This is a genomic window from Streptococcus mitis, from assembly GCF_047464035.1.
Classification (GTDB): domain Bacteria; phylum Bacillota; class Bacilli; order Lactobacillales; family Streptococcaceae; genus Streptococcus; species Streptococcus mitis_DX.
On record NZ_JASHCQ010000023.1, the window covers coordinates 1 to 26,740 of the forward strand.

The window sequence follows — 26,740 nt, forward strand, 5'->3', positions numbered from 1 at the left end:
GATGAAATCAAGCATTAGTAAAACCAGTGGAACTTACCCTGACACGGATTTCCACTGGTTTTTAGGATTTTTATCAGACTAACTTCCACTTCTACTAGCGGTGGAACTTAGTTTGCGAATTTACCAAAATCAAATTCAAACCACGTCAGCTTCGCCTTGCCGTACTCCAGTACAACCTGCGGCTAGCTTCCTAGTTTGCTCTTTGATTTTCATTGAGTATAAGCAACCAATTCTATTTCTTACTTCAAAGCAAACCAGAATCCAAAAAACAGTTCTTACTTTTCCAGTAGCACGTGACTAAGTTTCAGCAATTTTATAATTTTCAAATAAACTCTGAGCAAATTTCTTGCAAGTCCTTTTGTTTTGTTGTAATATATTCCGTAACAACGAGAGACTTCTCGGAAATTTAAGAAAAAGGAGACACATCATGTCTAAAAAAGTATTATTTATCGTCGGATCACTACGCCAAGGTTCTTTCAACCACCAAATGGCCCTCGAAGCTGAGAAAGCACTTGCTGGCAAAGCGGAAGTTAGCTATCTTGATTATTCAGCCCTTCCTCTCTTCAGCCAAGATTTGGAAGTTCCAACACATCCAGCTGTAGCTACTGCTCGTGAAGCAGTTCTCGCTGCGGATGCTATCTGGATCTTCTCTCCAGTCTACAACTTCTCTATCCCTGGAACAGTGAAAAACTTGCTTGACTGGCTATCTCGTGCCCTTGACTTGTCTGATACACGTGGCGCTTCTGCTCTTCAAGACAAGTTTGTCACCGTATCATCTGTAGCCAATGCAGGTCACGATCAACTTTTCGCTATTTACAAGGACCTCTTGCCATTTATCCGTACACAAGTAGTTGGTGATTTCACTGCTGCACGTGTCAATGACTCTGCTTGGGCAGACGGAAAATTGGTTCTCGAAGAAACAGTCCTAAACTCACTTGAAAAACAAGCTCAAGACTTGATAAATTCTATCAAGTAACTAACATAATAAAAGCGAACAAGACTACTTTTCTGACACTCAGAAGTCTAGCTTGTTCGCTTTTTTCTCATTTATAAACTAAAATAGCTGATGATATGTATTGTCAAATAAAAATATCTTTTCATACTTCCTTTACAAAAACCAATTCCTGTGGCTGTGACAGGTCTTCTCGGTAGTTAAATCCTGCAAATCTTAAGCAACGAGCTTCTTCTACCGTCTGTACTTGATTTTCTATCAGGGCTGTCAAGAAGGCACCACGCGCTTTTTTAGAAATAGTTGAATGAATCTTCAGCTGACCACCTCTATCCTCCATGAATTTGAAGGTCACCATCTTTTCTCTAATTTCCTTAGAAAATACAGTCTCAAATTCTGATGACAAGAGAGAGAAAATCACTTCTTCCTTCTTCACAGCTTCATCATAAGCTGCCTTCCAATGGCTCTTCAAAGTCTTACCTGCGACTTTTAACTTCATCAAAAAGTCCAAACGGTGAGGCGCCATAGGTGACAAGGCTGGAACAACACCGTACAAAGCCGAAGTAATAAAGACATAATTTTCAAGATAGGCTTGTTCTGCCTCGGTCAGTTTGTCTCGCTTGATATGGCGGTACATAAGCCCATCAAAAAGTTTCAATGCTGGGTAGTGTTGAGCAGTTTGCCTTTTTAAAGCTTGGATATTTTGAAATTCTTCCGTTGCCTTTTCAGCTGATACCTTGTAAAAACTCTCCAATTGACTAGCAGAATAGAGAGCCAAGGCATCCAGCACGGCCTGACTTTCTGGTCTTAAAGGAGTTGCCTCGATACTCGGCAAGTCTGTGTTCATTTCTTTTGCTGTAGGGATTAAAATTTTCATATTAATAGTGTAGCATATTTTTTTGTCACTACCAAGAAATTCATCTGAAAAGAAACTGGGAAAAGTCTTAAAAATCAGAAAAACGCATAATAACAGGTGTTGAAAAACTTGATACTATGCGTTTATTATGGAAAGATTTACTTCATTTTTTCCTGAAATTGAGATTTTTCTCCAGCCTCTCCTCTTACTGTACTTTAAAGGTCTTGAGATAGTTGTCTTTTCCTACTTGACCTTCGAAGGTTTTACCATTTTCAAGGTAAGGAAGGTCATCTGAGACTGAGGCTTTGACTTTGTATATCTTGCCATCAACTTTAAAGAAGTAGACAGTATCGCCCTTGATAACAGCTGATTTGAGGTCTGCTACCACACCCTTTATGCTTTCTGTGGTTTCATTGTCAATTTCAAGGTCGTTTTTGTTGGCGTACTTGCTGAGCAGTTCTTCCACTGTCGTAGCTACGATAACGTTTTGGTACTCGACTGCATCTACCAGGGCGTACTCTTTGACCAGACCAGCATTGTCCTTCAAGCCCATGATGTAGAGAGGCTTGTCATTGAGGTTGATGAGGATTGGGAAGGTTGCCTTGTAGGATTTCTCCTGAACAGCACCTTCGGCTGATTCACGGGCTGATTCTTCTGTCGCAGAAGCCAAGCTGTACTTAGTGATTTCTCCTGTTCGCATATTTTCAAGAATGAAACCAAGATTACTTTCATCTGCATTGGCCGACGTCACACCTGTGTAGAGGTAGATGTCATTACCGATAGACAAGTAATTATAGCCCTTGGTAGTCTGGGTCACGTTTTTCTTGGAAATCATGGCATTCCAGAAACCGTCCTTGTACTTGCCGTTGTAGTTGATTTGTTCAATGGTTTCCTCAGCTGGATAGACCCTGTCCACCCATTCTGGAACATCTGACAAGCTGTATTCCTTGGTTTCTCCATTTGTAGCATCCAAGATAATGACTGAAACAGGACGAGGAACTGCAAGTCCAAATTGCTTTTGGTAAACCGTCGCTACATAGAAAGGATTGCCCTCATCGTCCACCTCAAAAGATGGAGTTTTGAAAATTTTGGTTGGATACTTCAAGCGCAGGTGACGCTTGACATCACGGTTAAAATACTCCGAGTCCGAATACTTGATTGGTGTCTTCAAGTCCACTAAGTCCGCATTACCAGTTACCATGTCTACCTTGATATACTCGCCGATTCCCTTGGCTTGATTATTAAACCACTTGATAGGATCTGCGTATTCTAGTGGCGTAACGCGATAAGGTTTCCCATCAATCGTCAATTGGGTATAGGTGTCTGCCGCTACGTATTGCGACACCTTATCTGTTAGGGAACCCAAGTAGCGGTCACCAATTTTTTCAGCAGTACTTCTATCTAAGATTGGAACCTTACTGGTGTCAGTCTTAGGAAATTCAGTAAAGTCTTTTTCCGTCACCGTGACTACATTGGCATAATTTTTAGCCTGAAAAATGCTAGAAGTCATCAAGGAAACCAAGGCTGCTAAGAGAAGAATTCCTCCAATAGAAACTAAAAGAGCTTTCCCTAACCGATTGATTTTGAAACCCTCTAGATTTAAGGCAGCTTCTGCCTTGCCGTGGCGCACATGAACCGTTTTGACCAGATTGATTCCCTTGCCAAAGCCAAATAAGACTGCCACAACCAGCAAATGCCCACAGAGGAAAAAGAGAAATTCCCAGCTGGTCAGGTTAAGAGGCGGTAAAAAGATATACCAGGTCGTTGCGATAAAAATAAGTTCAAAGACTATTCGTTTCATTTGCTTTCCTCCTAAATGATTCGTCCTTCCAAGTGATCCAGTTCATGCTGGCAAATCTGAGCCGGGAAGCCTGTCAAAGTAATGGTCTGTTCCTGCCACTTGCTGTCACGATAGGCAACCCTTATAGTTTCATAACGCCTAGTAGGTCTCACACCTACCAAGGACAAACAACCTTCCTCTGTCTCATAAGGTCCTTCAGAGGACAGGAGCACTGGGTTAAACATGACCATAGGAACCAAGCCAAGATTAAAGATAATCACGCGCTTCTGTACCCCAATCATATTGGCAGCTAGACCGACACAAGTCTCACGATTTGCTAAGAGTGTATCCTGCAAATCTTTGGCAAGATAAAGGTCTTCCTGACTTGCCGGCTGAGATACCTGAGATAAAAATAAGATATCCTTTACAATTTTCTTTTCCACTTCCTCACACTCCTCTTGTTTTTTACTATATTATAGCAATTATAGCACAAAAGACGGCAACTGCAAGCCCTTTCCCTCAACTGTAGCAAAAAGCCATCCGAAGATGACTTTTTCTTTTTAAATCGCATTCTTGTCAAAGCCAAGTTTGCGTTGGATAAATTTAACGATTTCGACAATAATAATCATTGAGAAGCTTCCGCCTATAACGATTCCCCATTGTGACAAGTCTAGTTTGGTTACGTGGAAGATTCCTTCAAGCGGTTCTACGACGATTGTTGCCATGAGAAGGATGAAGGATACCAAGATGGACCAGTTGAAGGTCTTAGACTTGAATGGGCCAACTGTCAAGATGGATTGGTAAACAGACTTGACATTATAGGCATGGAAGAGCTGAATCAAACCAAGGGTTGCAAAGGCCATAGTAAGGGCATCCGCATGAATGGCATGATTGTCACCCACATGTACTGGATAAGCAATCGCAAGGCCATAAACACTCATAACAATAGCTGCTTGGAGTACACCTTGATAGATGATAGAACTCAAAACACCACCTGAGAAGAAGCTTGCCTTGCGTCCACGTGGTTTATGGTTCATGACACCAGGCTCAGCAGGTTCAACACCAAGAGCGATAGCTGGGAAGGTATCTGTTACCAAGTTAATCCACAAAAGATGAACTGGTTGCAAGACATCCCAACCAAACAAGGTTGATAGGAAGATGGTCAATACTTCAGCAGTGTTGGCAGAAAGTAGGTACTGAATAGTCTTTTGAATGTTTGAGAAGACCTTACGTCCTTCTTCAACTGCAACGATAATAGTTGCAAAGTTATCATCTGCAAGGATCATGTCAGATGCACCCTTAGAAACCTCTGTACCAGTGATTCCCATACCGATACCGATATCGGCTGTTTTCAGAGCTGGCGCATCATTGACACCATCACCTGTCATGGCAACGACTTTACCTTGTTTTTGCCAAGCCTTGACGATACGAACCTTGTGTTCTGGAGACACACGGGCATAAACAGAGTATTGACCAACGACTTTTTCAAAGTCTTCATCTGACAGTTCGTTGAGCTCAGCACCAGTTAAAACGTGGCCTTCTGTATCATTTGTATCAATGATTCCCAAACGTTTGGCAATAGCTTCTGCAGTGTCTTGGTGATCACCCGTAATCATGATTGGACGGATTCCAGCTTCCTTAGCCACACGAACAGCCTCAGCAGCTTCAGGACGTTCAGGGTCAATCATTCCAATCAAACCAGTAAAGATTAAATCATTTTCAAGCTCTTCAGAAGTCAGGTTTTCTGGAATGCTATCGATAATCTTATAAGCACCTGCAAGGACACGCAAGGCTTGGTGGGCCATTTCAGAGTTGTTTGTATGGATGAGGTTTGTAACCTTCTCATCAATAGGAGCAATATCCCCAGCTTTGTCACGAAGAATACAACGTTTCAAAAGTTGGTCTGGCGCACCCTTGACTGCTACAAGGAAACGACCATCTGGCAACGGGTGAACCGTTGACATGAGCTTACGTTCAGAATCAAATGGCAACTCAGCCACACGAGGATATTTCTCTAAAAATCCTTTAACATCGTAGCCCTTGTCCAAGGCATATTGGATAAAGGCTGTTTCGGTTGGGTCACCAATCAGATTGCCTTCGACATCAATCTTAGTATCGTTAGCTAAGACTACTGAACGTAGAAGCGGCATTTCAAGACCCAGTTCAATGTCATCAGCTGAGTCATGTAGGACTGCATCATAGAAGACTTTTTCAACGGTCATCTTGTTCATGGTCAACGTACCAGTCTTATCAGAAGCGATGATTTCCGTTGAACCAAGTGTTTCTACTGCTGGCAACTTACGAACGATAGAGTTTCGTTTGGCTAAAACTTGAGTACCAAGGGCAAGAACGATAGTTACGATAGCTGGTAGCCCTTCTGGAATTGCTGCAACGGCAAGCGCAACAGAGGTCATCAACTCACCGAGTGGATTTTTGCCTTGAATGAAAACACCAACTACAAAAGTAACAAGGGCAATGACCAAGATAGCATAGGTCAAGACCTTAGAAAGGTTGTTCAAGTTTTGTTTGAGTGGTGTATCCGTCTCATCCGCATCTTGGAGCATACCCGCGATATGACCAACTTCCGTGTACATACCTGTATTGACAACAACACCAAGACCACGACCATAGGTCACGTTAGAGTTTTGGAAGGCCATGTTGACACGGTCCCCAATACCAGCATCTGCAGCAAGTTCAACTGTCAAGTCTTTTTCGACTGGCACAGACTCACCTGTAAGAGCTGCTTCTTCGATTTTAAGAGAGTTGGCTTCAAGCAAACGTAGATCTGCAGGTACTACGTCACCAGCTTCAAGGGCAACGATATCACCTGGTACTAATTCTTTAGAATCAATCTCCGCCATATGCCCATCACGCAGAACGCGGGCAGCTGGACTAGACATGGATTTGAGAGCTTCAATGGCTTCTTCTGCTTTTCCTTCTTGATAAACACCAAAGGCAGCGTTAATGATAACCACGGCTAAGATGATAATAGCATCTGCGATATCTTCCCCACCAGAAGTCACGACTGACAAAATAGCCGCCGCAACTAGGATGATAATCATCAAATCCTTAAATTGCTCGATGAATTTGATCAGGATTGATCGTTTCTCGCCTTCTTCGAGTTCATTGTGGCCAAATTCTGCAAGGCGCTTTTCCGCCTCACTTGATGACAAACCTTGCTCGGTCGCATCCACAGCCTGCAAGACCTCTTCAGGACTCTGAGTGTAAAACGCTTGGCGTTTTTGTTCTTTTGACATGTGTCTCCTCCTTGACATTGTGTGCAAAACAAACTCTCTTTCTGTCATATCTTTTCACGACAAACAAAAAGAGACCTGTTAATCATAACAAGTCTCGCTGTTTAAGATAGTGCCGGAAAGCATACTTTTCAGTATAAAATTCGGAATGACGACACTATCACAGGTTTCTGCCAGCTACTCCCTTGAGTAGTACTATTATACCAAATTTTGAAAAGTTTTCAAAGAGTAAAAACTGCCTTATTTGAATTTTCCCTTGAAAACCAGTATAATGGTAAAATGCTATGTGACTAGAAAGGAAGTTGAATGAAGCAATCTATTTCAAATCTCAAGTTAGCTGAGCGTGGGGCAATTATCAGCATTTCTACCTACCTGCTCTTGTCTGCAGCGAAATTAGCAACTGGGCACCTCCTCCATTCATCCAGTTTGGTGGCCGATGGTTTCAACAACGTGTCGGACATCATTGGAAATGTGGCCCTCTTGATTGGAATCCGGATGGCACGCCAGCCTGCTGACCGAGACCACCGTTTTGGTCACTGGAAGATTGAAGATTTGGCTAGTTTAGTCACTTCCATCATCATGTTCTATGTTGGCTTTGATGTTCTAAGGGATACCATTCAGAAGATTCTCAGTCGTGAAGAAACGGTCATTGATCCTCTGGGTGCAACTCTAGGAATCATTTCTGCAGCGATTATGTTTCTAGTTTATCTCTACAATACTCGCCTCAGTAAGAAATCCAACTCCAAAGCACTAAAGACCGCAGCAAAGGACAATCTTTCTGATGCTGTTACCTCACTGGGAACTACCATTGCCATCCTAGCCAGCAGTTTCAATTATCCCATTGTGGATAAACTGGTCGCTATCATCATCACTTTCTTTATCTTGAAAACTGCCTATGATATCTTTATCGAGTCATCCTTTAGTCTTTCAGATGGTTTTGACGACCGTCTGCTTGAGGACTATCAAAAGGCTATCATGGAAATTCCCAAAATTAGCAAGGTTAAATCTCAAAGAGGTCGTACCTACGGTAGCAACATCTACCTGGATATTACGCTAGAGATGAACCCTGACCTGTCTGTTTTTGAAAGCCATGAAATTGCGGATCAGGTCGAGTCTATGCTGGAAGAACGTTTTGGAGTCTTTGATACCGATGTCCATATCGAGCCAGCACCTATCCCTGAAGATGAAATTTTAGACAATGTCTATAAAAAATTGCTTATGCGCGAACAATTGATTGATCAGGGAAATCAACTGGAAGAACTCTTGGCTGACGATTTTGTCTATATTCGTCAAGATGGAGAGCAGATGGATAAAGAGGCCTATAAAGCCGAAAAAGACTTGAATTCCGCTATCAAGGATATTCAGATCACTTCCATCAGTCAGAAGACCAAACTCATCTCCTATGAGTTAGATGGTATCATCCATACCAGTATCTGGCGTCGCCACGAAACCTGGCAAAATATCTTTCACCAAGAAACAAAAAAAGAATAGAGAAATCCTGTCATGAGACGGGATTTTTCCATTCTTCTAGCTATCAAAGTCACTGAGATACTCATAGCGTTCGTATTTTTCAAGGAGTGCTTCGTTTTTCTCATCTAGTTCTTTTTGGAGAGTAGCCAGCTTACCAAAGTCAGAACCATTGGCCTGCATCTCCTCTTCAATAGCAGCGATACGATTTTCCAAGGTTTCAATATCGCCTTCAATGCTTGCCCACTCCTGCTTTTCTTGGTAGGTCATGCGTTTCTTGTCTTCACGGACCTTGACGACTTTCTCCTTTTCAGACTTTTGCACTTGATTGGCCATATCTGTTTCAAAGGCTTTTTCATCAAGATAGTCGGTATAATGACCAAAGAAAGGACGAATCTTGCCATCCTCAAAAGCTAGAATCTTGGTCGCTACCTTATCCAAGAAATAGCGGTCGTGACTAACTGTCAAGACAGGACCTGCAAAGCCTTGCAAAAAATTCTCCAAAACTGTCAAGGTCGCAATGTCTAGATCATTGGTTGGCTCGTCTAAAAGAAGAACATTTGGTTTTTCCAAGAGCAGTTTGAGGAGATAAAGGCGTTTTTTCTCTCCCCCAGACAATTTCTCAATCAAGGTTCCATGCGTCGAACGTGGGAAAAGGAACTGCTCCAGCAACTCTGCAATCGAAGTTGTAGAACCACCGCTGGTCTTGACCTCTTCTGCCACTTCCTGCAAGTAATTGATCACTCGCTTGCTTTCATCCAAACCCTCAATTTGCTGAGAGAAATAGGCGATGCGAACAGTTTCCCCAATCACAACTTGTCCTGCTGTCGGCTCAAGACTGCCTGCAATCAGATTAAGCAGGGTTGATTTTCCAACACCGTTGTCCCCAACGATTCCAATACGGTCTTTGGCCTGCACCAAGAGATTAAAATCTTGCAAAATAGACTTGTTTTCATAGGCAAAGGAAACATCCTGAAACTCGATTACTTTCTTACCAATCCGACTGGTTTCAAAGTTCATGGTCAAGTCTGTCTCAGCACTACTGCCTGAAACTTCCTTTTTCAAATCATGGAAACGATTGATACGAGCCTGCTGCTTGGTCGCACGCGCCTGCGGTTGTCTACGCATCCAGGCCAATTCTTGTTTGTAGAGTTGTTCTTTTTTATGAAGAAGAGCCGCGTCACGCTCATCCTGTTCCGCCTTAAGGCGAACATAGTCCTGATAATTTCCCTGGTACTCGGTCAAGCCTGCGCGATCCAACTCGAAAATCCGTGTTGACAAAGCATCCAAGAAATAACGATCGTGGGTAATAAAAAGGACAGTCTTCTTAGAATTTTTCAAAAAGAGGGTCAGCCACTCAATAGTCGCAATGTCCAGATGGTTGGTCGGCTCATCCAGAAGCAAGAGGTCGTGGTTGCCAAGTAAGACTTGCGCCAACTGAACCCGTCTTCTCAGACCACCTGACAATTCCCCAACAGGAGTAGATAAATCCTGAATCCCCAGCTTGCTGAGAACCGTCTTGACCTGACTCTCGATTTCCCAAGCTTGGAGAGAATCCATTTCAGCCATGACACGTTCCAAACGCGCCTGTTTGTCCTCACTGTAGTTAAGCATGATCAATTCATACTCACGAATGAGCTGGATTTCCTTGAGGTCGCTGGAGAGGACCGTATCCAAGACCGTCTTGCTATCATCAAAATCAGGATCTTGGGTCAAGTAACCAATCTGGTAATCATTCTTAGCTGAAAAAGGACTAACATCCCCATCAAAACCAGAAACACCAGAAAGAACATCCAAAAGGGTGGTCTTCCCTGTTCCATTAACACCAATCAAACCAATTCTGTCTAAGTCATGGATGATAAAGGAAATATCCTTAAAAACGGTCTTGTCACCGACGGATTTACTTAGTTTTTCAACGATAAAATCACTCATTTTTTCTCCCTTAGATAAGCATGGATGGCTTGACGGTCATTTTCCAATTCTCCATCGACAATGGCATATTCAATCTCTGTTAAAATCTCTCCCAAGTCTGGTCCCGGCTGATAACCATATTCCTTGATCAAAATACCACCGTTGATTTGGATTTCTTTCTTATCATGAATGATCAAACTCTGATAGGTTTCTGTAATCACTTGTGGATTAACTTCTTTTCCTTGGGCCTGACGAAGATTTTCAGCCTGTAAAAGTAAATCTAAATCAAAGCGGTAACAATCGCGCTTGCTCAATTCTCCCTTTTCACGCAAGGCCAAAATAGTCAGTAAATCCTGTACCTGCTTGGCAAATTGACGTGAGGTCTTCCAAGCCTTCAAAAATGGCTGCGCATTTTCAATATCCAAAGCCCACAGTAGAGCTGCCCAGGCTTGTTCAGAGGATTTAAAGGTGAAATCAGTCTCCAAATCAAACAGTCTATTAAGCTCGTCCTGGCTAGATGCCATATCAGGGAGATAGTCATAAGCTTGACTCTCAATCATGGAAGCCAAACCCCTTCTCCAAAATGGAGCCAGCAAGAGTTTATCAAACTCAACGAAGGTACGCTCCACAGAAATTTTCTCCAAAAGTGGCGTCAAAATTTTCATAGCTTTAAATGTTTCTGACTCCAGTTCAAAGCCAAGACTGGCCTGAAAACGGAAGCCACGCATAATCCGCAAAGCATCTTCGTTGAAACGCTCACTTGCCACTCCAACTGCTCGTAAGACTTGCTTTTCCAAATCTTCTAAACCATGGAACAAGTCAATGATTTCCCCTGTCTCGTCCAAGGCAAAGGCGTTGACTGTGAAATCACGGCGTTTGAGGTCTTCTTCTAGCGAGCGCACAAAGGAGACCGCACTGGGTCTGCGATAGTCCACATAGACATCCTCTGTCCGAAAGGTGGTTACCTCATACTCCTCATCCCCATCTAAAACCAAGACGGTTCCATGCTCGATTCCGATATCGGCTGTTCGCGGAAAAATTTGCTTGGTTTCTTCTGGATAAGAAGACGTTGCAATATCCACATCATGGATAGGACGATTGAGGAGGGCATCTCGAACAGAGCCCCCAACAAAATAGGCCTCAAAACCTGCTTCTTTAATTTTTTCTAATACTGGTAAAGCCTTCTGAAATTCAGAAGGCATTTGCGTTAATCTCATAATAAGTGTTCTAATCCATAGACAAGCTCATGACGCTTGACAACTTCTTTAATTCCCAAATTCACCCCTGTCATGAAGGAGCTGCGATCATAGGAGTCATGACGGAGGGTCAATCCTTCTCCCTGATTGCCAAAGATGACTTCCTGATGAGCTACCAAGCCTGGCAAACGAACTGAGTGAATACGCATGCCATCAAAGTCAGCACCACGGGCACCTGCAATCAGCTCTTCTTCATCTGCTGCACCCTGCTGGATAGACTCTCGAACTTCTGCCATTAACTCAGCTGTTTTAATAGCAGTTCCACTCGGAGCATCCTTTTTCTTGTCATGATGGAGCTCGATAATCTCCACATTTGGGAAATATTTAGCAGCCTGCCTTGCAAATTGCATGAGTAAAACAGCACCCAAGGCAAAGTTAGGAGCGATCAAGCCACCCAAATCTTGAGCACGAGAAAATGCTTTTAGCTCTGCAATTTCTTCACTCGTGAAACCTGTTGTCCCAACCACTGGAGCAAAGCCATTTTCAAGAGCAAAGCGTGTATTTTCATAGGCAACAGCTGGTGTAGTAAAGTCTACCCAGACATCTGCTTCAAAACCGACCAAATCAGCCTTATCCTTGAAAACAGGAATACCCTGCCATTCTGATTCAGACTCAAAGGGATACAAAACTGCTACCAAGTCCAAGTCTGGATCAGCCAAGACCATCTGACAAGCAGCCTGGCCCATCTTTCCCTTAAAACCAGCAATAATTACTCGAATACTCATCTCTACTCCTGACTAAGATACAAAGGACGATAGCTGCCCTTGAAAAATAGGGAATGACGCTGACTTTCCATGAAAGGCAAGACAGGCATCTTTTTTCAAGAGGCAGGTAGTCCGTGTTCAATTTCTAAGATACAAAGCCTGTAAGAACACAGAGTGAAAATAGGAGTTCTAATCAAGGAGTGTCTCCTCCCTCCTTGGAAGAACTATCTTTTTCACAGAGGGTTCCAGGCGTGTTCAATTATCAAGATACAAAGGGCCTTAGCTGCCCGTGAAAAATAGGGGATGGCGCTGACTTTCCATGAAAGGTAAGACAGGCATCTTTTTTCAAGAGGCAGGTAGTCCGTGTTCAATTGCTATTTCTTAACTAGCCTAGAAGCGCAAACTAAATTACTGGAATATAACCTAGAGCAATGCTTCCTGCTCCTAGGTGTGTTCCAATGACACTACCAAATGTAGCAAGTGAAATATCCGTACCCACTTCAGAATCTAGCAAGTGCTGACGCAATTCTTCAGCCTTTTCAGGAGCATTCCCGTGAATGACAATGATACGGTATTGGCCTGAAGCTGTTGCTTCCTTGATAATTTCAATTAAGCGCTTGGTTGCTTTCTTTTCAGTACGAACTTTTTCGTATACTTCAATCACACCTTGGTCATTGAAATAGAGGATCGGCTTAATGCTTAGCAGATTGCCCAAAATCGCAGCTCCATTTGAAAGGCGTCCACCTTTAACCAAATGGTCCAAGTCATCCACCATGATGAAAGCAGATGTATGACTAATTTGAATAGCTAGCTTATCTTGAATGATGGCAAAATCATCGCCCTGGTCTCGCCAGTTAAAGACACTTTCAACCATGATCCCCAGAGGAGCACTTGTAATCAGAGTGTCTGGGAAGGCAATGGTTAAGCCCTCATAATCATCGACCATGTACTGGATATTTTGGTAAAAACCTGAAATTCCAGAAGATAGGAAAAGCCCCAAAGCATGGGTATAGCCTTGTTCTTTGAGCGAAGTTAGAATCTCATCTAACTTGGCAATACTTGGTTGACTGGTCTTAGGCAATTCAGAAGCCTGAGCCATTTTTTGGTAAAATTCCTCAGCAGTCAGATTAACACCTTCAACATACTCCTCACCATCAATATTAACAGGAATATCCAAGACATACAAATCTTCTCTTTGCAAGGTATCTGCACTGAGATAGGCAGAGGAATCTGTGATAACAGCTAGTTTCATATTAGAACTCCAAATTGATTCCTGGTAAGTCTAATGCAATTTCAGTTACTTCGTAAGTCAAACGGTTGAGCATATTCAAACATGGACGAGCCAAGGTTTCCACTTCTTCTTGGTTCAATTCACTTGGTTCATTGACAATACGGCCATCAATATGATTTACCTGTGAAATGGTTCCACTGATGACAAATTTATCAAATACAATCATAAAACTCAAGACAACAATCAAGGAAGTCACTTGATTTTCTTGGTCATGTTGAATTAATTGGAAGTTCACATCCACCTTAGTTTCAGGAGCTCCATTTTCATTTTCCCATTCAAAATTACGCGCATCAAAATGATACTGACTAACAAATTCTTGTTCACGTTTAAGATTCATGTCTTTCTCCCTCGGCTACAATATTATAAGCTATTGTACCATAATTTTTTATTTTCATCTAGTTTTCTAGGATTTAGTCAATCCCGATTTCAGCTCGAACTACGTCTGCGATGGTATCAACATAGTAGTCCACTTCTTCTGTTGTAGGCGCTTCTGCCATAACACGCAAAAGAGGCTCTGTTCCACTTGGGCGAACAAGGATACGGCCATTCCCCGCCATTTCAGCTTCCATCTTCTCGATGATAACCTTGATAGCTGGCACTTCCATAGCCTTTTCCTTCATGGCATTTTCCACTCGGATATTGACTAATTTTTGTGGATAGATGGTTACTTCTGCTGCCAACTCTGACAAGCTCTTACCAGTTTCCTTCATGATTTTGGTCAATTGAACAGCAGATAATTGGCCATCACCTGTTGTATTGTAATCCATCAAGATGACGTGACCAGACTGTTCACCACCAAGGTTGTAGCCTGATTTTCGCATTTCTTCAACAACGTAACGATCGCCAACTGCAGTGACTGCCTTGTTAATGCCTTCACGATCCAAGGCCTTGTGGAAACCAAGGTTAGACATAACGGTTGTCACGATTGTATTTTGCGCCAATTGTCCTTTTTCAGAAAGGTATTTCCCTATGATGTACATGATTTTGTCACCATCAACGATATCGCCATTCTCATCGACAGCAATCAAACGGTCACTGTCTCCGTCAAAAGCCAAACCGATAGCTGAGTCACTTTCTTTGACCACTTCTTGAAGGGTTTCTGGGTGGGTTGAACCAACATTAAGGTTGATGTTAAGACCATCTGGTGTTTCCCCAATAACAGTTAATTGAGCACCAAGATCTGCAAAGATTTGACGGGCACTTGTAGAAGCTGCACCATTAGCCGTATCCAAGGCAACCTTCATTCCTTCAAGAGGAGTTCCAGTTGAAACAAGATATCCTTCATACTTACGCAAACCTTCTGGATAATCTACCAAGGTTCCCAAGCCTTCAGCACTTGGACGAGGAAGAGTGTCTTCCGCAGCATCTAGCAGGGCTTCAATTTCTGCTTCTTTTTCATCATCTAGTTTGAAACCATCACCACCAAAGAACTTAATCCCATTATCAAGGGCTGGGTTGTGGCTAGCAGAAATCATGACACCTGCACTGGCTCCCTCAGTTTTTACCAAGTAAGCTACTGCTGGTGTTGCAAGGACACCAAGTTTGTAGACGTGAATCCCTACAGAGAGGAGACCTGCCACCAAGGCAGATTCTAGCATTTCCCCAGAAATACGTGTATCACGTCCTACAAAAACTTTCGGTGCTTCCGTTTCATGTTGACTGAGAACATAGCCTCCAAAACGTCCTAGTTTAAAGGCCAATTCTGGCGTTAATTCTACGTTAGCTTCTCCACGGACTCCATCAGTCCCAAAATATTTACCCATTTTTATAATATCCTTTTTCTATTTTTAATTCGTTTTTGAACTAGTTGCTTTCGTTGACGAAGATGTCTCTGACGAACTGCTTGTAGTTGAATTTGATGTGCTTGAACTTGGTGCTACTGGTTTTGTAGTCACCTTCATTGTTGTATCGAACGGAGTAATAACTGCCGGTAAGACAACACCATTGCGGTCGATTGCCTGCAAAGGTACTGAACCACTGTAATTACCGGTTATGCGTTCGCTGGTTGGTAAAAGCGCAATAATACGATCGATTTTAGCTAATGTTTCTTGGTCAGTTGTGACAGAAACTCGTTCGTTTGACACGGTTACACTATCAATTTGTAGCTTGGAATCAATCTGGCTTTGGTCAACTTGTGGCACAACAATCATCCCATCTCGCTTAACCTTCTTCCCAACTTTCACTGTAATCTTTTGAGGCGTTGCCACAGCGGTCAATCCGCTTGGAAGATTTTCAATATTCAAGGGAACTTCAATCGTTCCAACACTGGCATCCGTCAAATCCGCTGTGACCTTAAACTTACGAGTGCTCTCCTGCATTTCGCTGGCCAAGGTCACACGATTAGCTCCGGTTAATATCACTGAAACTTCTGATGCAAATCCACTAATGAAATACTGGTCATTATCATAGTGAATATCGATAGGAACGTTCGTTATCGTATTGGTGTAGGTTTCTGATTTGACCTGCCTTGCGGTATTGCTATTTTGAAAGTTGGTTGACGTTGCATAAATGAATAAGACACAAGCAAAAAAGAGAGATGAAATGATATATAGACTATTTTTTCTCATATTTCCAACCTCCTAGCAAACGGTCCTTGAAACTGACTTTTTCCTCAACAGCTGGCAAAAGAATTGCTCGTAGCTCTGCTTCAAATTCTTCAATCGTCAAGTCGTGCTTGAAAACACCGTTATAGGTAATAGAAATGCCTCCTGTTTCCTCTGAGACGATGAAGGTCAAGGCATCGGATACTTCTGACAAACCGATAGCCGCCCGGTGTCTGGTCCCAAATTCCTTGGAAATCCCTGTGCTTTCTGTCAAGGGAAGATAGGCAGAGGTTACTGCTATTCGATTTTCTCTGATAATCACAGCACCATCGTGTAGGGGAGTGTTGGGGATAAAGATATTAATAAGGAGTTCAGCTGAAATATTGGCATCCAAAGGAATCCCTGTCGCAATGTATTCTTGTAAGGTCCGAACTCGTTGGATGGCAACCAGAGCACCAATCTTACGAGGACTCATATATTCAACCGACTTGACAAAGGCACGAATCATTTGCTCCTCTGCACTAATTTGAGCAGTAGAAAAGAAATCTGTCGCCCTTCCCAAGCGTTCCAAACCAGTCCGAATCTCTGGAGAGAAGATAACAACCGCAGCAATAACCCCATAGGTGATAATCTGATTAATCAACCAAGAAATCGTTGTTAAATCAAGGATATTGGCCACAACCTGGGCTAATACAAAGATCACGACCCCACGCACCAAAATCATAATCTTGGTGCCAGCTATCGCTTTTGTAAAACGATATAAAATATAGGCCACAATCAAAATATCAAACAGATTGATGGCAATACTCCAAGGACTAGAAAACAAGCTAGTCCAATATTGCAGATTGGATAATTGTTGAAAGTTCATCTGCTGTCTCCTCTCTGTCCAAACACGTTCCTTTCTATTATACCATTTTTCTGGCATTTTTTCCCTATCCTACTTCATTTTAAATTAAGGAAAAATATGATAAAATAAACTGACTAGAAAAAACAAAGGAGAAACCATGTCTCAACTCTATGATATTACCATTGTAGGTGGTGGTCCTGTCGGGCTTTTTGCAGCCTTCTATGCCCACCTACGCCAAGCCAAGGTCCAAATCATCGACTCTCTTCCCCAACTAGGTGGACAACCTGCTATTCTCTACCCTGAAAAGGAAATTTTAGACGTCCCGGGTTTCCCAAACCTGACTGGAGAAGAGTTGACTAACCGTCTAATCGAGCAATTAAATGGCTTTGATACCCCTATTCATCTCAACGAAACGGTTCTTGAGATTGAAAAACAAGAAGAAGGATTTGTCATCACAACTTCTAAAGGAAGTCATCTGTCTAAAACTGTTATCATTGCTATGGGGGGTGGTGCCTTCAAACCACGTCCGCTGGAACTAGAAGGCGTTGAGGGCTATGAAAATATCCACTACCACGTTTCTAACATTCAGCAATATGCTGGTAAGAAAGTGACGATTCTGGGTGGTGGGGACTCAGCTGTTGATTGGGCTTTAGCTTTTGAAAAAATTGCGCCAACTACCCTTGTCCACCGTAGAGATAATTTCCGCGCCTTGGAACACAGTGTCCAAGCTTTGCAGGAATCTTCTGTGATCATCAAGACACCATTCGTCCCTAGCCAACTCCTTGGAGATGGAAAAACACTCGATAAACTTGAAATCACAAAAGTCAAATCTGATGAAACAGAAACTATTGACCTAGACCACCTCTTTGTCAACTATGGTTTCAAATCTTCTGTTGGTAACCTTAAAAACTGGGGTCTGGACCTCAACCGTCACAAGATTATCGTCAATAGCAAGCAAGAATCTAGCCAAGCAGGTATCTATGCTATCGGTGACTGTTGCTACTATGACGGAAAAATTGATCTGATTGCGACAGGGCTTGGAGAAGCACCAACCGCTGTTAACAATGCCATTAACTACATCGACCCAGAACAAAAAGTACAACCAAAACACTCTACTAGTTTATAGAAAAAGAACCACGAGTCACATAGGATTCGTGGTTTTATAGTTCATCGGCTAATTTGTTAGCTCATATTTCCCCCTTCTTTAACAAAAATAAAAATGCCTATCAAACTGATAAAACATGTGATATAATAGGGACGGCACTAACAATACGCCTTGGAAAAGGAGGTATTACAGATGCTAGAACTTCTCAAAATAGTACTTATCGCAGTCATCGAGAGTATCATCTCATGGCTGGTGACTCGTTGGTTAGACGATCACTTCGACAAGTAACCTTCCTGGTTAGTGCTATCTAACCTAGAAAAAAATCCCCTCAGTATTGCAGTACCGAGGGGATTTCTGTTAGCACTAAAATGCTAGAACTTCTCAATTCCCCTTTATTATCTCACATACTCTATTTAATTGTCAAGAAAGAGGTGTTTTATATCTTTATAACTCATCGGCTATCTTATTGATTTTTCTGAGTCTGTGGTTGACACCACTTTTGGTCAGAGGGGTGCTGAGGCTATCTGCTAACTGCTGGATAGAGTAGTCTGGGTGCTGAATCCGCAACTGCGCTACTTCCTGCAAATCCACTGGCAGATTTTCTAAGCCCATGATATCTTTGATTTTGCTGATATTGTTGATAGTCTTCATGCTGGCAGAGACTGTCCGAGCGATATTAGCTGTCTCGGCATTATTGGCTCGATTGAGGTCATTACGGGTTTCTCGCAAAATCTTAACCCTCTCAAAATCATCACGCGCCTGCATGGCTCCGATGACAATCAAGAAGTCCATAATATCTTCGGCTCGCTGGAGATAGGTCACAGCTCCCTTCTTGCGCTCAAGCACCTTAGCATCTAGTAAAAATTGCTGGAGAAGGGAGGCAATCCCTTGCGCGTGGTCCAGATAAACAGAACTGATTTCCAACTGATACTTGCCTGACTCAGGGTCACGAATGCTTCCATTTGCCAAGAAGGCACCACAAAGATAGGCACGACCTGCTTCCTCATCCGATAAAATCGCCTCATCAATACCTGTTTCTAGGCCAAAGAAAGAGTCGGCCAAGTGCAAATCACTCAGAAGGTCCTGCACCTTTTCATCTGTAAAAACGGTATAGACCCGATTCTTACGAAGATTACTTCTTTGGTGGTGTCGGATTTCCGATTTGATTTCATAGAAATGGAGAAAGGACTCATAGAGGTGGCGAGCCAGTTTGGCATTTTCTGTCACGACAGACAAGGTCAGGCCCGAAGTCGAGAGACCGATACTGCCAGACATCTTGATAATGGCAGATAATTCATGCCGGCTCAGATGGTGCTGACCTAGGATTTCTTCTTTTACTGCTACTGTGAAACTCATTTTCTCACCTGTATAATCCGCATCAATTCATCCACAATCAAATCCCCATCGTGGAAGGCGCCTCCATTTTCCAGACGAAGGAAGTTGGATGAAATCACGCGCGGAACTTGCTTACAAAGACCAGTAAAATCATGTTCCACCTGCACCAAGTATTCATCAAAACGGTTGGAATTCATGTATTCCTGAGGCACTTTTTCAATATTCACCAAGACAGTATCGATAAAAGGTCGACCAAGGTGACGATGCAAGACCTCCACGTGGTCACTATCTGTAAAGTGTTCCGTCTCCCCACGTTGGGTCATGATATTGCAGACATAGGCGATTTCTGCCTTGGTTTCCAAAAGCGCCTGCCCGATTTCCTTAATCACGATATTGGGCAAAATCGAGGTAAAGAGAGAACCAGGTCCGAGGACAATCATGTCACTTTCAAGAATGGTCTGCACTACTCGACGGCTAGCCAGAGGCGTATCATCATTGAGGGTATTGGTCACATAGACATGGTCAATCATGCCTGGATGGTCTGCAATATGACTCTCTCCAGCCACTTCTGTCCCATCCTGAAAGACTGCGTGTAGGGTCAAAGGATGGTCACTGGAAGGATAAATCTTTCCAGTTGTATGGAAAAATTTGCTCAGCAACTGCATGGCATTGTAGGTCGAACCCTGCATTTCTGACAGGCCAGCGATAATGAGATTGCCCAATGGATGGCCAGCAAAGGCTCCAGCATCTTCAGAGAAGCGATACTGAAAGACTTTCTCATAAAACTTAGGCATATCCGACATGGCTACAAGTACATTGCGGAGATCACCTGGCGGTGTCAATTGTTGCATATTTTTTCGGAGTTCACCTGATGAACCACCATCATCTGCCACCGTTACGATAGCTGCGATTTCCACATCTTTTTCCCGCAGACTTTTTAGAATGACGGGGATCCCAGTCCCTCCACCAATCACCGTTATCTTTGGTTTTCTCATGAACGGTTTACCGTTTCCTTTCTTCGGTCTTTGTCGCGATGCCCTTCATTAACAGGCCAATTCTTGGATAAGTCCTGCGCCAAGCGTTTAGCAAAGGCCACACTACGGTGTTGTCCTCCTGTACAGCCCATGGCAATGGTCAAAACGGACTTCCCTTCCTTTTGGTAACTTGGCAAAATTGGCTCAATCAAGGCCAACAAATGTTGATAAAAATCTTCTGACTCAGGATGGTTCATGACATAATCATAAACAGGTTCATCCACACCCGTTTGATTACGCAGTTCTGGTAGGTAGTAGGGATTTGGCAAGAATCGGACGTCAAAGACCAAGTCTGCATCAATCGGAATTCCATATTTAAATCCAAAAGAGATGACTTCGATACGGAAAGACTGGGCTTGTTCCTGATCTGAAAACTGCTCTGCAAGGGTTTTGCGCAGCTCACGTGGAGTAAGTTCTGTCGTATCCACAACATTTTGACTCATATTTTTCAAAGGTGCCAAGAGTTCACGTTCCAACTTGATTCCGTCTAAAATCCGTCCATCTGCAGCTAACGGGTGACTCCGTCTGGTTTCCTTGTAACGAGCGACCAATTCCTTATCAGCTGCATCCAAAAAGAGAATTTTAAAGTCCAGTTCTTCCTTGTTTTCCAACTCATCCAAAACATCTTGAATCTCTGAGAAGAAAGAACGGCTACGCATATCCACTACCAAGGCCAACTTATGGTCGTCTTCCTTTGTTTCCACCAACTGCAAAAACTTAGGCAAGAGAGCTGGTGGCATATTGTCAATAGTGAAATATCCCAAATCCTCGAAGGACTGAATGGCTACAGTTTTCCCAGCACCACTCATCCCTGTCACAATCACCAAGTGAAGTTGTTTCTTTGTCATCTTTTTCTCCTTATATCAAAAGAAGTTTGGCAGAACCAAACTTCAACTAGCTTATCCAATCTCTGCGATGACTTCGATTTCGACTTTTACATCACGAGGAAGACGAGCTACCTCCACAGCTGAACGAGCTGGAAATTCCTCTTTAAAGGCCGTTTGGTAAACCTCATTAAAAGGAACAAAGTCGTTCATATCGCTCAAGAAACAAGTTGTTTTGACAACATGGTCAAAGTCAGTTCCTGCCTCTGCCAAAATAGCACCAATGTTTTTCAAGACTTGTTCTGTCTGTTCTTGGATAGCCTCTCCAACGATTTCCCCAGTTTCAGGAGAGAGAGGAACTTGACCACTAGCAAACAAAAGGTTGCCAACGATTTTTCCTTGAACATATGGTCCGATAGCCTTTGGGGCTTTGTCTGTATGAATTGTTTTTGCCATTTTCTTTTCCTCACAATTTTTCTAAGATTGCATCCCAAGCCTCATCCATCCCTGCCTTGCTGACAGATGAAAAGAGGATGAAATCATCACTTGGGTCAAAATTTAATTTCTTTTTGATTGCTGATTCGTGCTTGTTCCATTTACCACGAGGAATCTTGTCCGCCTTGGTCGCAACGATAATAACCGGAATCTCGTAATACTTGAGAAATTCGTACATCTGCACATCATCTGCTGACGGGTCATGACGGAGGTCAACTAGACTAACCACTGCACGGAGATTTTCCCGAGTCGTTAAGTACTCCTCAATCATGCGCCCCCACTTTTCACGTTCCTTCTTGGAAACGCGGGCATAGCCATAACCAGGCACATCCACAAAGCGCATCTTATCGTCGATATTAAAGAAGTTGAGAAGCTGGGTTTTACCAGGTTTCCCTGATGTTCGAGCTAGATTCTTGCGGTTCAGCATGGTATTGATAAAGCTAGATTTACCAACATTTGAACGCCCTGCTAGGGCAATCTCTGGCAGTTCATCCTGCGGATAGTGGGATTTATTCGCCGCACTGAGCAAGATTTCAGCATTGTGTGTATTAAGTTCCATAGTCACCTCTAGGCTGTTTCTAGGATTGGTTTATCCGTTCCATCGACAGCTTCTTTTGTGATGCGGACCAATTTAACATTTTCCTGACTCGGTACTTCAAACATGACATCTAACATGGTTTCTTCAATAATCGAGCGAAGACCACGCGCACCCGTTTTGCGTTCGATGGCCTTATTGGCAATCTCTTGAAGAGCTTCGTCGTCAAATTCCAACTCAACATCATCATAAGACAGCAAGGTTTGGTATTGTTTGACCAAGGCATTTCTTGGCTCTTTCAAAATACGCACCAAATCATCTACTGTCAATTGTTCAAGAGCAGCAAAGACAGGCAAACGTCCAATCAACTCAGGGATAATACCAAATTTTTGAATATCTTCTGCGATGATTTCTTGCATGTAAGAGCTATTTTCATCAATCGCTTTATTGTTTTGACCAAATCCGATGACTTTTTCACCAAGACGTTGTTTGACGATTTCTTCAATGCCATCAAAGGCACCACCCACGATGAAGAGGATATTTTTAGTATCCACTTGAATCATCTCTTGTTGTGGATGCTTGCGTCCACCTTGAGGCGGCACGCTAGCAACGGTTCCCTCGATAATCTTGAGGAGGGCTTGTTGCACCCCTTCACCAGAAACATCACGTGTGATCGATACATTCTCACTCTTCTTGGCAATCTTGTCAATTTCATCCACATAGATAATCCCACGCTCTGCACGTTCAATATTAAAGTCAGCAGCCTGCAGGAGTTTGAGGAGGATATTTTCCACGTCCTCACCAACATAACCAGCCTCAGTAAGAGCTGTCGCATCTGCGATCGCAAAAGGTACATTCAAGCTCTTAGCCAAGGTCTGAGCAAGGAAAGTTTTCCCTGAACCAGTTGGGCCAATCATCAAGATGTTTGACTTCTGCAAATCCACATCTTCTGACTCTTCACGCGTATCGTGGAAATTGATGCGTTTGTAGTGGTTGTATACTGCTACTGCTAAAGCACGTTTTGCACGATCTTGACCGATTACATAGTGGTTCAAGATATGGAGGAGTTCGATTGGTTTTGGAACTTCAGACAAGTCTGCCAAGACTTCTTCCGCCAACTCCTCTCGAATGATTTCCTGAGCCAACTCCACACATTCATTACAGATAAAGGCGTTGTTCCCAGCGATTATTTTTTGTACTTCTTCTTGGCTTTTGCCACAAAATGAGCAATAAACCATCATATCATTATTCCTAGTTGTAGGCATGATTTCCTTCCGTTCTATTCTATACTGTCATTCTATCTAAAATAAGGTCATGTAAAAAGCATGGATACTATTGACCAAATTGGTAAATGCATTTAACCAGAGCAGGACAGAAAGTCCATAGCGCTTTTTACGAAAAGCCTGTGCCCCTGCAAGCAAGCAGACCAAACACAGCATGGCTGTGAAAAAACCAAATATACTACGTTCCATTAGACTTCCTTTCTCTTGCGGTATTGGATGGTAAAATCATAAGGATTTTTCTCATCTTTGCTATAGAATTTGCTTGAAACTGTCTCAAAAAGAGACAAGTCAAATTCTTCAGGGAAATAGGTATCTCCTTCCACCCGAGCATGAATGTGAGTCACAATCACTTCGTCAAGGTAGGGTTCAAAAGCTTGAAAAATTTGCTTTCCACCTAAAATATAAAGATTCTTATCTTGAGCCTGATACCAGTCCAAGACAGACTGAACATCATAAAAAGTAGCAACCCCGTCTATCTTTTCTTCTGGGTTACGAGTCAAAATCAAGGTCTCCCGTTTGGGAAGCAAGCGACGCCCCATTCCATCAAAGGTCACACGCCCCATCAAGATAGCATGATTCAGAGTTGTTTCTTTGAAGTGTTGCAGTTCTGCTGGCAAATGCCAAGGCAGGCGATTGTCCTTACCAATCACACCCTCTTCATCCTGGGCCCAAATAGCTACGATTTTCTTAGTCATGCTTCCATCCTTTTCACTGATAGTACTATTTTATCAAAAAACTCAAAAAAAGACTGGTTTGGAATAGCTTACAAGATAGAAAAAATCTGTAAGAAATTTCTTACAGATTTATATATGTTGCTATTATTTCTTACAAACCAGGTGCTTGTCCAAGTTCTGCCGCAAGCATCCAGATTGTTTTATCAGTTTCAGTTTTAGCATCTGCAAAGATACCGTTTGTCACATCGTCACCTTCTTCATCAGTGACATCCAAACCTTTTTGGAAGAGTTCTGACAAGTAACGGTAGATAGCAAGGACACGTTCCAAGCTTTCTTCAACATTACGGTATTCACCAGCTTCTTCTTCGATTTCACTGTTTTGAAGGAATTCTGTCAATGTAGAGAATGGGCTACCACCAAGTGTAATCAAGCGTTCGCTGATTTCATCCAATTGACCATCAAGAGCTTCCATATACTCATCCATTTTTGGATGCCATACAAGGAAACCACGACCACGCATATACCAGTGTACTTGGTGCAAAGCAACGTGAGCTACGTACAAATCAGCAACAGCTTGATTCAAGACTTCCTTTGTTTTTGCCAATGCCACTGGCGCTGATTTTGTCAATGATGTTACGTCTTTTACTGCTTCTTTTTTCAATTCTACCATTTTCTTTACCTCGTTCATTATTTTTTGTAACCACATCTTATTGGTTACTCCCTTAGTATACTACTAAGAAAGACCAATAGCAAGCCAAATGACTTACATGAGAAAAGTTGCAATAGACTGATAATTTAAGAATTTTTAGAATAAAACACAGTCCCCTTACACCTCTCTTAACTGCGACAAAATAAAGAAAAAGAGGATGCAATTTTCTTGCACACTCCTTTCTCAAACTTATATCTTAATACCAAACGCTGACGTCAACACGACCACGAATTCCTTTTAAGTATTCAGACGAAGTATATTGCCAACCTTTTTCTCCTGAATAATGAGGATTTTCCCATTCTAAAGCATTCGTATAGGCCGCTACCCAGTTTACATGTTTTAAAATATCTGGGTGTTTTAAACGCGTCTGTAGTAAACTACGATAGCTATAGACATACACATTTTGATAACCCGCCTGTTTCATTGTTGCCATATACTTGTTGATAATCTTGACCCAGGTTCCAGTATCACTTGGAGCTCTCTTGGTCTTATTGCCATATTCCCAGTTCTCAACATCATAGTAGATAGGGTAAGACAAGTTCATCTTGTATTTCTTCAAGAGTTCAATAGTCTGCTTAGCATCATTCTCAGCATCTGTTTCATTTTCGGCATAGGTATAAAGATAAACACCATAAGGAATGCCTAGTCGATTAAATTCTTGAATATTATAAGCCAATTCCTTATCTTCTACACCACTATATCCCAAGCGAACAATAACGCCATCAACTCCATTATCATCGATGACTTTTTTCCAGTCACTGATACGACCATTGTGCTCACTGACATCGATGACCTTTTTAACTTGATCAGTCCCAACTTGTTCTTCACGATGGTTAAAGAAATAACGTCTGCCATTTCGGTGAACCCAGCCAACATTCAAGTCTTTCTTTTCTTTTAACTCACCTGAGTCAGAAAAAATATAGCGAGCATCATCCATGACTAATTCACCAGTAGCCATAGCACCACTTCCTGTCAAATAGTAGTTACCCTGCCACTCATATTTGGCCATGTAACCCCACTTCTTAAAATAGTACCACTTGCCGTCTACCTTTTGCCACTCTTGATTTGCATAAGAACCATCGGACTTGAGATAGAAGTAAGATGAATAGGCTGGATCATAAAGCCATTCATTTTGCATCATGGCACCTTGACCATTCAAGAAATAATTTCCCTGCCATTGGCTTTTAGCTAAATAGCCCCATTTTTTAAAATAGTACCATTTGCCATTGATTTTCTGCCATGCTTGTTCTGCATAAGAACCGTCTGCCTTGAGGTAGAACCAGCTCTTATAGTTGTTATCGTAAACCCATTCATTTTTAGCCATGTAACCACCCGCTTTGAGGTAATAGTTCCCACGCCATTCTTTTTGGGCATAACGACCGTCTGACTTAATATAAAACCAAGCCTTATAGTAGTTGTCAAAAATCCACTCACTCTTAGCTTTGGAACCATCTGCCTTTACATAGAAGTCACCTTCCCAGTGTGCTGATGTTGAATTTAGCTTACTTTCTTCTTTCTGACTACTAGCTCGCGTCTCTTTTACTTCTTCCTTTTTCTCTTCTTCTTTTTGACTTGTAGTCGTTTCTGATTTCTTTTCTTCTACCTTGCTAGAAGAAGCTTGAACACTACTTTCTTCCGAAGATGCTTTCACTTCAGTTTCATTCGCAGCGACATGGCTAGTTGCCAATCCTAGTAAACAGAGACTTGCTAATCCAATTTTTCCAATCTTTGTTTTCAATCTTTCCTCTCCTATAAAAAATGGGCTCTATAATATTTGTAGTGGGTAAATCCCCTATAGATATTATGGAGCCTATTTTTGTGTAGAAAAAAAGTCCCATATGACCTATAATGAAAAGCGACGAAACAACTCATTAGAAAGAATCATATG

General features: G+C 42.4%; 25 protein-coding genes. 3 read left to right on the forward strand and 22 right to left on the reverse strand.

The features are described from left to right. Window positions 1-427: 427 nt before the first annotated feature. Window positions 428-976, forward strand: a complete 549-nt coding sequence (locus QM818_RS07150) for an NADPH-dependent FMN reductase (protein WP_414300081.1) — start codon at window positions 428-430, stop codon at window positions 974-976. Between the two features lie 121 nt (window positions 977-1,097). Here QM818_RS07150 and yaaA read toward each other — a convergent pair whose 3' ends face one another. From yaaA to QM818_RS07170, 4 genes are all read right to left on the reverse strand, one after another. Beyond that, window positions 1,098-1,826, reverse strand: a complete 729-nt coding sequence (gene yaaA / locus QM818_RS07155; RefSeq protein WP_414300082.1) for a peroxide stress protein YaaA — start codon at window positions 1,824-1,826, stop codon at window positions 1,098-1,100. Window positions 1,827-2,010: 184 nt separating this feature from the next. Then, a complete protein-coding gene (locus QM818_RS07160; protein ID WP_414300083.1) occupies window positions 2,011-3,606 on the reverse strand; it encodes a hypothetical protein in 1,596 nt (531 codons plus the stop codon). Window positions 3,607-3,617: 11 nt separating this feature from the next. Then, window positions 3,618-4,028, reverse strand: a complete 411-nt coding sequence (locus tag QM818_RS07165; RefSeq protein WP_000412217.1) for a peptide deformylase — start codon at window positions 4,026-4,028, stop codon at window positions 3,618-3,620. 117 nt (window positions 4,029-4,145) lie between these two features. Then, entirely contained in the window at window positions 4,146-6,842 is a 2,697-nt protein-coding gene (locus QM818_RS07170) for a cation-translocating P-type ATPase (protein ID WP_247947229.1), read from the reverse strand. A 303-nt stretch (window positions 6,843-7,145) separates the two neighbouring features. Between QM818_RS07170 and mntE the strand changes: the two genes are divergently transcribed. Next, window positions 7,146-8,330 carry a CDF family manganese efflux transporter MntE gene (gene mntE / locus QM818_RS07175; protein WP_261081128.1) on the forward strand — a complete coding sequence of 395 codons (1,185 nt, stop codon included), beginning with the start codon at window positions 7,146-7,148 and terminating at the stop codon, window positions 8,328-8,330. A gap of 36 nt (window positions 8,331-8,366) precedes the next feature. Here the strand turns inward: mntE and QM818_RS07180 are convergent, their stop codons facing one another. From QM818_RS07180 to cdaA, 8 genes are all read right to left on the reverse strand, one after another. Further along, window positions 8,367-10,238, reverse strand: coding sequence for an ABC-F family ATP-binding cassette domain-containing protein (locus QM818_RS07180; protein WP_414300084.1), 1,872 nt, complete (start codon window positions 10,236-10,238; stop codon window positions 8,367-8,369). Next, window positions 10,235-11,434 carry a CCA tRNA nucleotidyltransferase gene (locus tag QM818_RS07185; protein ID WP_414300085.1) on the reverse strand — a complete coding sequence of 400 codons (1,200 nt, stop codon included), beginning with the start codon at window positions 11,432-11,434 and terminating at the stop codon, window positions 10,235-10,237. The genes QM818_RS07180 and QM818_RS07185 overlap by 4 nt, the downstream gene beginning before the upstream one ends. After that, window positions 11,431-12,198, reverse strand: coding sequence for a 4-hydroxy-tetrahydrodipicolinate reductase (gene dapB / locus QM818_RS07190; protein WP_414300086.1), 768 nt, complete (start codon window positions 12,196-12,198; stop codon window positions 11,431-11,433). Before dapB ends, QM818_RS07185 begins: the two co-directional genes overlap by 4 nt. A gap of 382 nt (window positions 12,199-12,580) precedes the next feature. Then, window positions 12,581-13,429 carry a DegV family protein gene (locus tag QM818_RS07195; RefSeq protein ID WP_023948130.1) on the reverse strand — a complete coding sequence of 283 codons (849 nt, stop codon included), beginning with the start codon at window positions 13,427-13,429 and terminating at the stop codon, window positions 12,581-12,583. 1 nt (window position 13,430) lies between these two features. Continuing rightward, window positions 13,431-13,805, reverse strand: coding sequence for a DUF1149 family protein (locus tag QM818_RS07200; protein WP_001050081.1), 375 nt, complete (start codon window positions 13,803-13,805; stop codon window positions 13,431-13,433). A 73-nt stretch (window positions 13,806-13,878) separates the two neighbouring features. Continuing rightward, complete coding sequence (gene glmM, locus QM818_RS07205; protein ID WP_023948132.1) at window positions 13,879-15,231, reverse strand: phosphoglucosamine mutase; 1,353 nt, start codon at window positions 15,229-15,231, stop codon at window positions 13,879-13,881. Window positions 15,232-15,255: 24 nt separating this feature from the next. Then, window positions 15,256-16,035, reverse strand: coding sequence for a CdaR family protein (locus tag QM818_RS07210; protein WP_001230940.1), 780 nt, complete (start codon window positions 16,033-16,035; stop codon window positions 15,256-15,258). Then, a complete protein-coding gene (cdaA, locus tag QM818_RS07215; protein ID WP_001011069.1) occupies window positions 16,022-16,879 on the reverse strand; it encodes a diadenylate cyclase CdaA in 858 nt (285 codons plus the stop codon). Before cdaA ends, QM818_RS07210 begins: the two co-directional genes overlap by 14 nt. Window positions 16,880-17,015: 136 nt before the next feature. On the opposite strand from cdaA, the gene QM818_RS07220 reads away from it, so the two are divergent. Next, on the forward strand, window positions 17,016-17,984 hold the full coding sequence (locus QM818_RS07220) for an NAD(P)/FAD-dependent oxidoreductase (protein WP_000081015.1): 969 nt from the start codon (window positions 17,016-17,018) through the stop codon (window positions 17,982-17,984). A gap of 423 nt (window positions 17,985-18,407) precedes the next feature. Here QM818_RS07220 and whiA read toward each other — a convergent pair whose 3' ends face one another. The 10 genes from whiA to lytC form a co-directional block, all read right to left on the reverse strand. Further along, entirely contained in the window at window positions 18,408-19,319 is a 912-nt protein-coding gene (gene whiA, locus QM818_RS07225; protein ID WP_000011276.1) for a DNA-binding protein WhiA, read from the reverse strand. Next, window positions 19,316-20,293, reverse strand: coding sequence for a YvcK family protein (locus QM818_RS07230; RefSeq protein WP_001231080.1), 978 nt, complete (start codon window positions 20,291-20,293; stop codon window positions 19,316-19,318). Before QM818_RS07230 ends, whiA begins: the two co-directional genes overlap by 4 nt. Continuing rightward, entirely contained in the window at window positions 20,290-21,180 is an 891-nt protein-coding gene (rapZ, locus tag QM818_RS07235; RefSeq protein ID WP_004257841.1) for an RNase adapter RapZ, read from the reverse strand. The genes QM818_RS07230 and rapZ overlap by 4 nt, the downstream gene beginning before the upstream one ends. Before the next feature lie 51 nt (window positions 21,181-21,231). Next, window positions 21,232-21,612, reverse strand: a complete 381-nt coding sequence (locus QM818_RS07240) for a RidA family protein (protein ID WP_414300087.1) — start codon at window positions 21,610-21,612, stop codon at window positions 21,232-21,234. A gap of 10 nt (window positions 21,613-21,622) precedes the next feature. Further along, window positions 21,623-22,210 (reverse strand): ribosome biogenesis GTP-binding protein YihA/YsxC, encoded by a 588-nt coding sequence (gene yihA, locus QM818_RS07245; RefSeq protein WP_000422605.1) that lies wholly within the window; start codon window positions 22,208-22,210, stop codon window positions 21,623-21,625. Window positions 22,211-22,218: 8 nt separating this feature from the next. Next, entirely contained in the window at window positions 22,219-23,451 is a 1,233-nt protein-coding gene (gene clpX / locus QM818_RS07250) for an ATP-dependent Clp protease ATP-binding subunit ClpX (RefSeq protein WP_025169664.1), read from the reverse strand. Between the two features lie 36 nt (window positions 23,452-23,487). Further along, on the reverse strand, window positions 23,488-23,658 hold the full coding sequence (locus QM818_RS07255; protein WP_000442260.1) for a hypothetical protein: 171 nt from the start codon (window positions 23,656-23,658) through the stop codon (window positions 23,488-23,490). Beyond that, a complete protein-coding gene (locus QM818_RS07260) occupies window positions 23,658-24,164 on the reverse strand; it encodes a dihydrofolate reductase (protein WP_000162453.1) in 507 nt (168 codons plus the stop codon). Before QM818_RS07260 ends, QM818_RS07255 begins: the two co-directional genes overlap by 1 nt. 130 nt (window positions 24,165-24,294) lie before the next feature. Next, entirely contained in the window at window positions 24,295-24,813 is a 519-nt protein-coding gene (locus tag QM818_RS07265; protein ID WP_261203824.1) for a Dps family protein, read from the reverse strand. Between the two features lie 235 nt (window positions 24,814-25,048). Next, window positions 25,049-26,605, reverse strand: a complete 1,557-nt coding sequence (gene lytC / locus QM818_RS07270) for a choline binding-anchored murein hydrolase LytC (RefSeq protein WP_414300088.1) — start codon at window positions 26,603-26,605, stop codon at window positions 25,049-25,051. Window positions 26,606-26,740 lie beyond the last annotated feature (135 nt).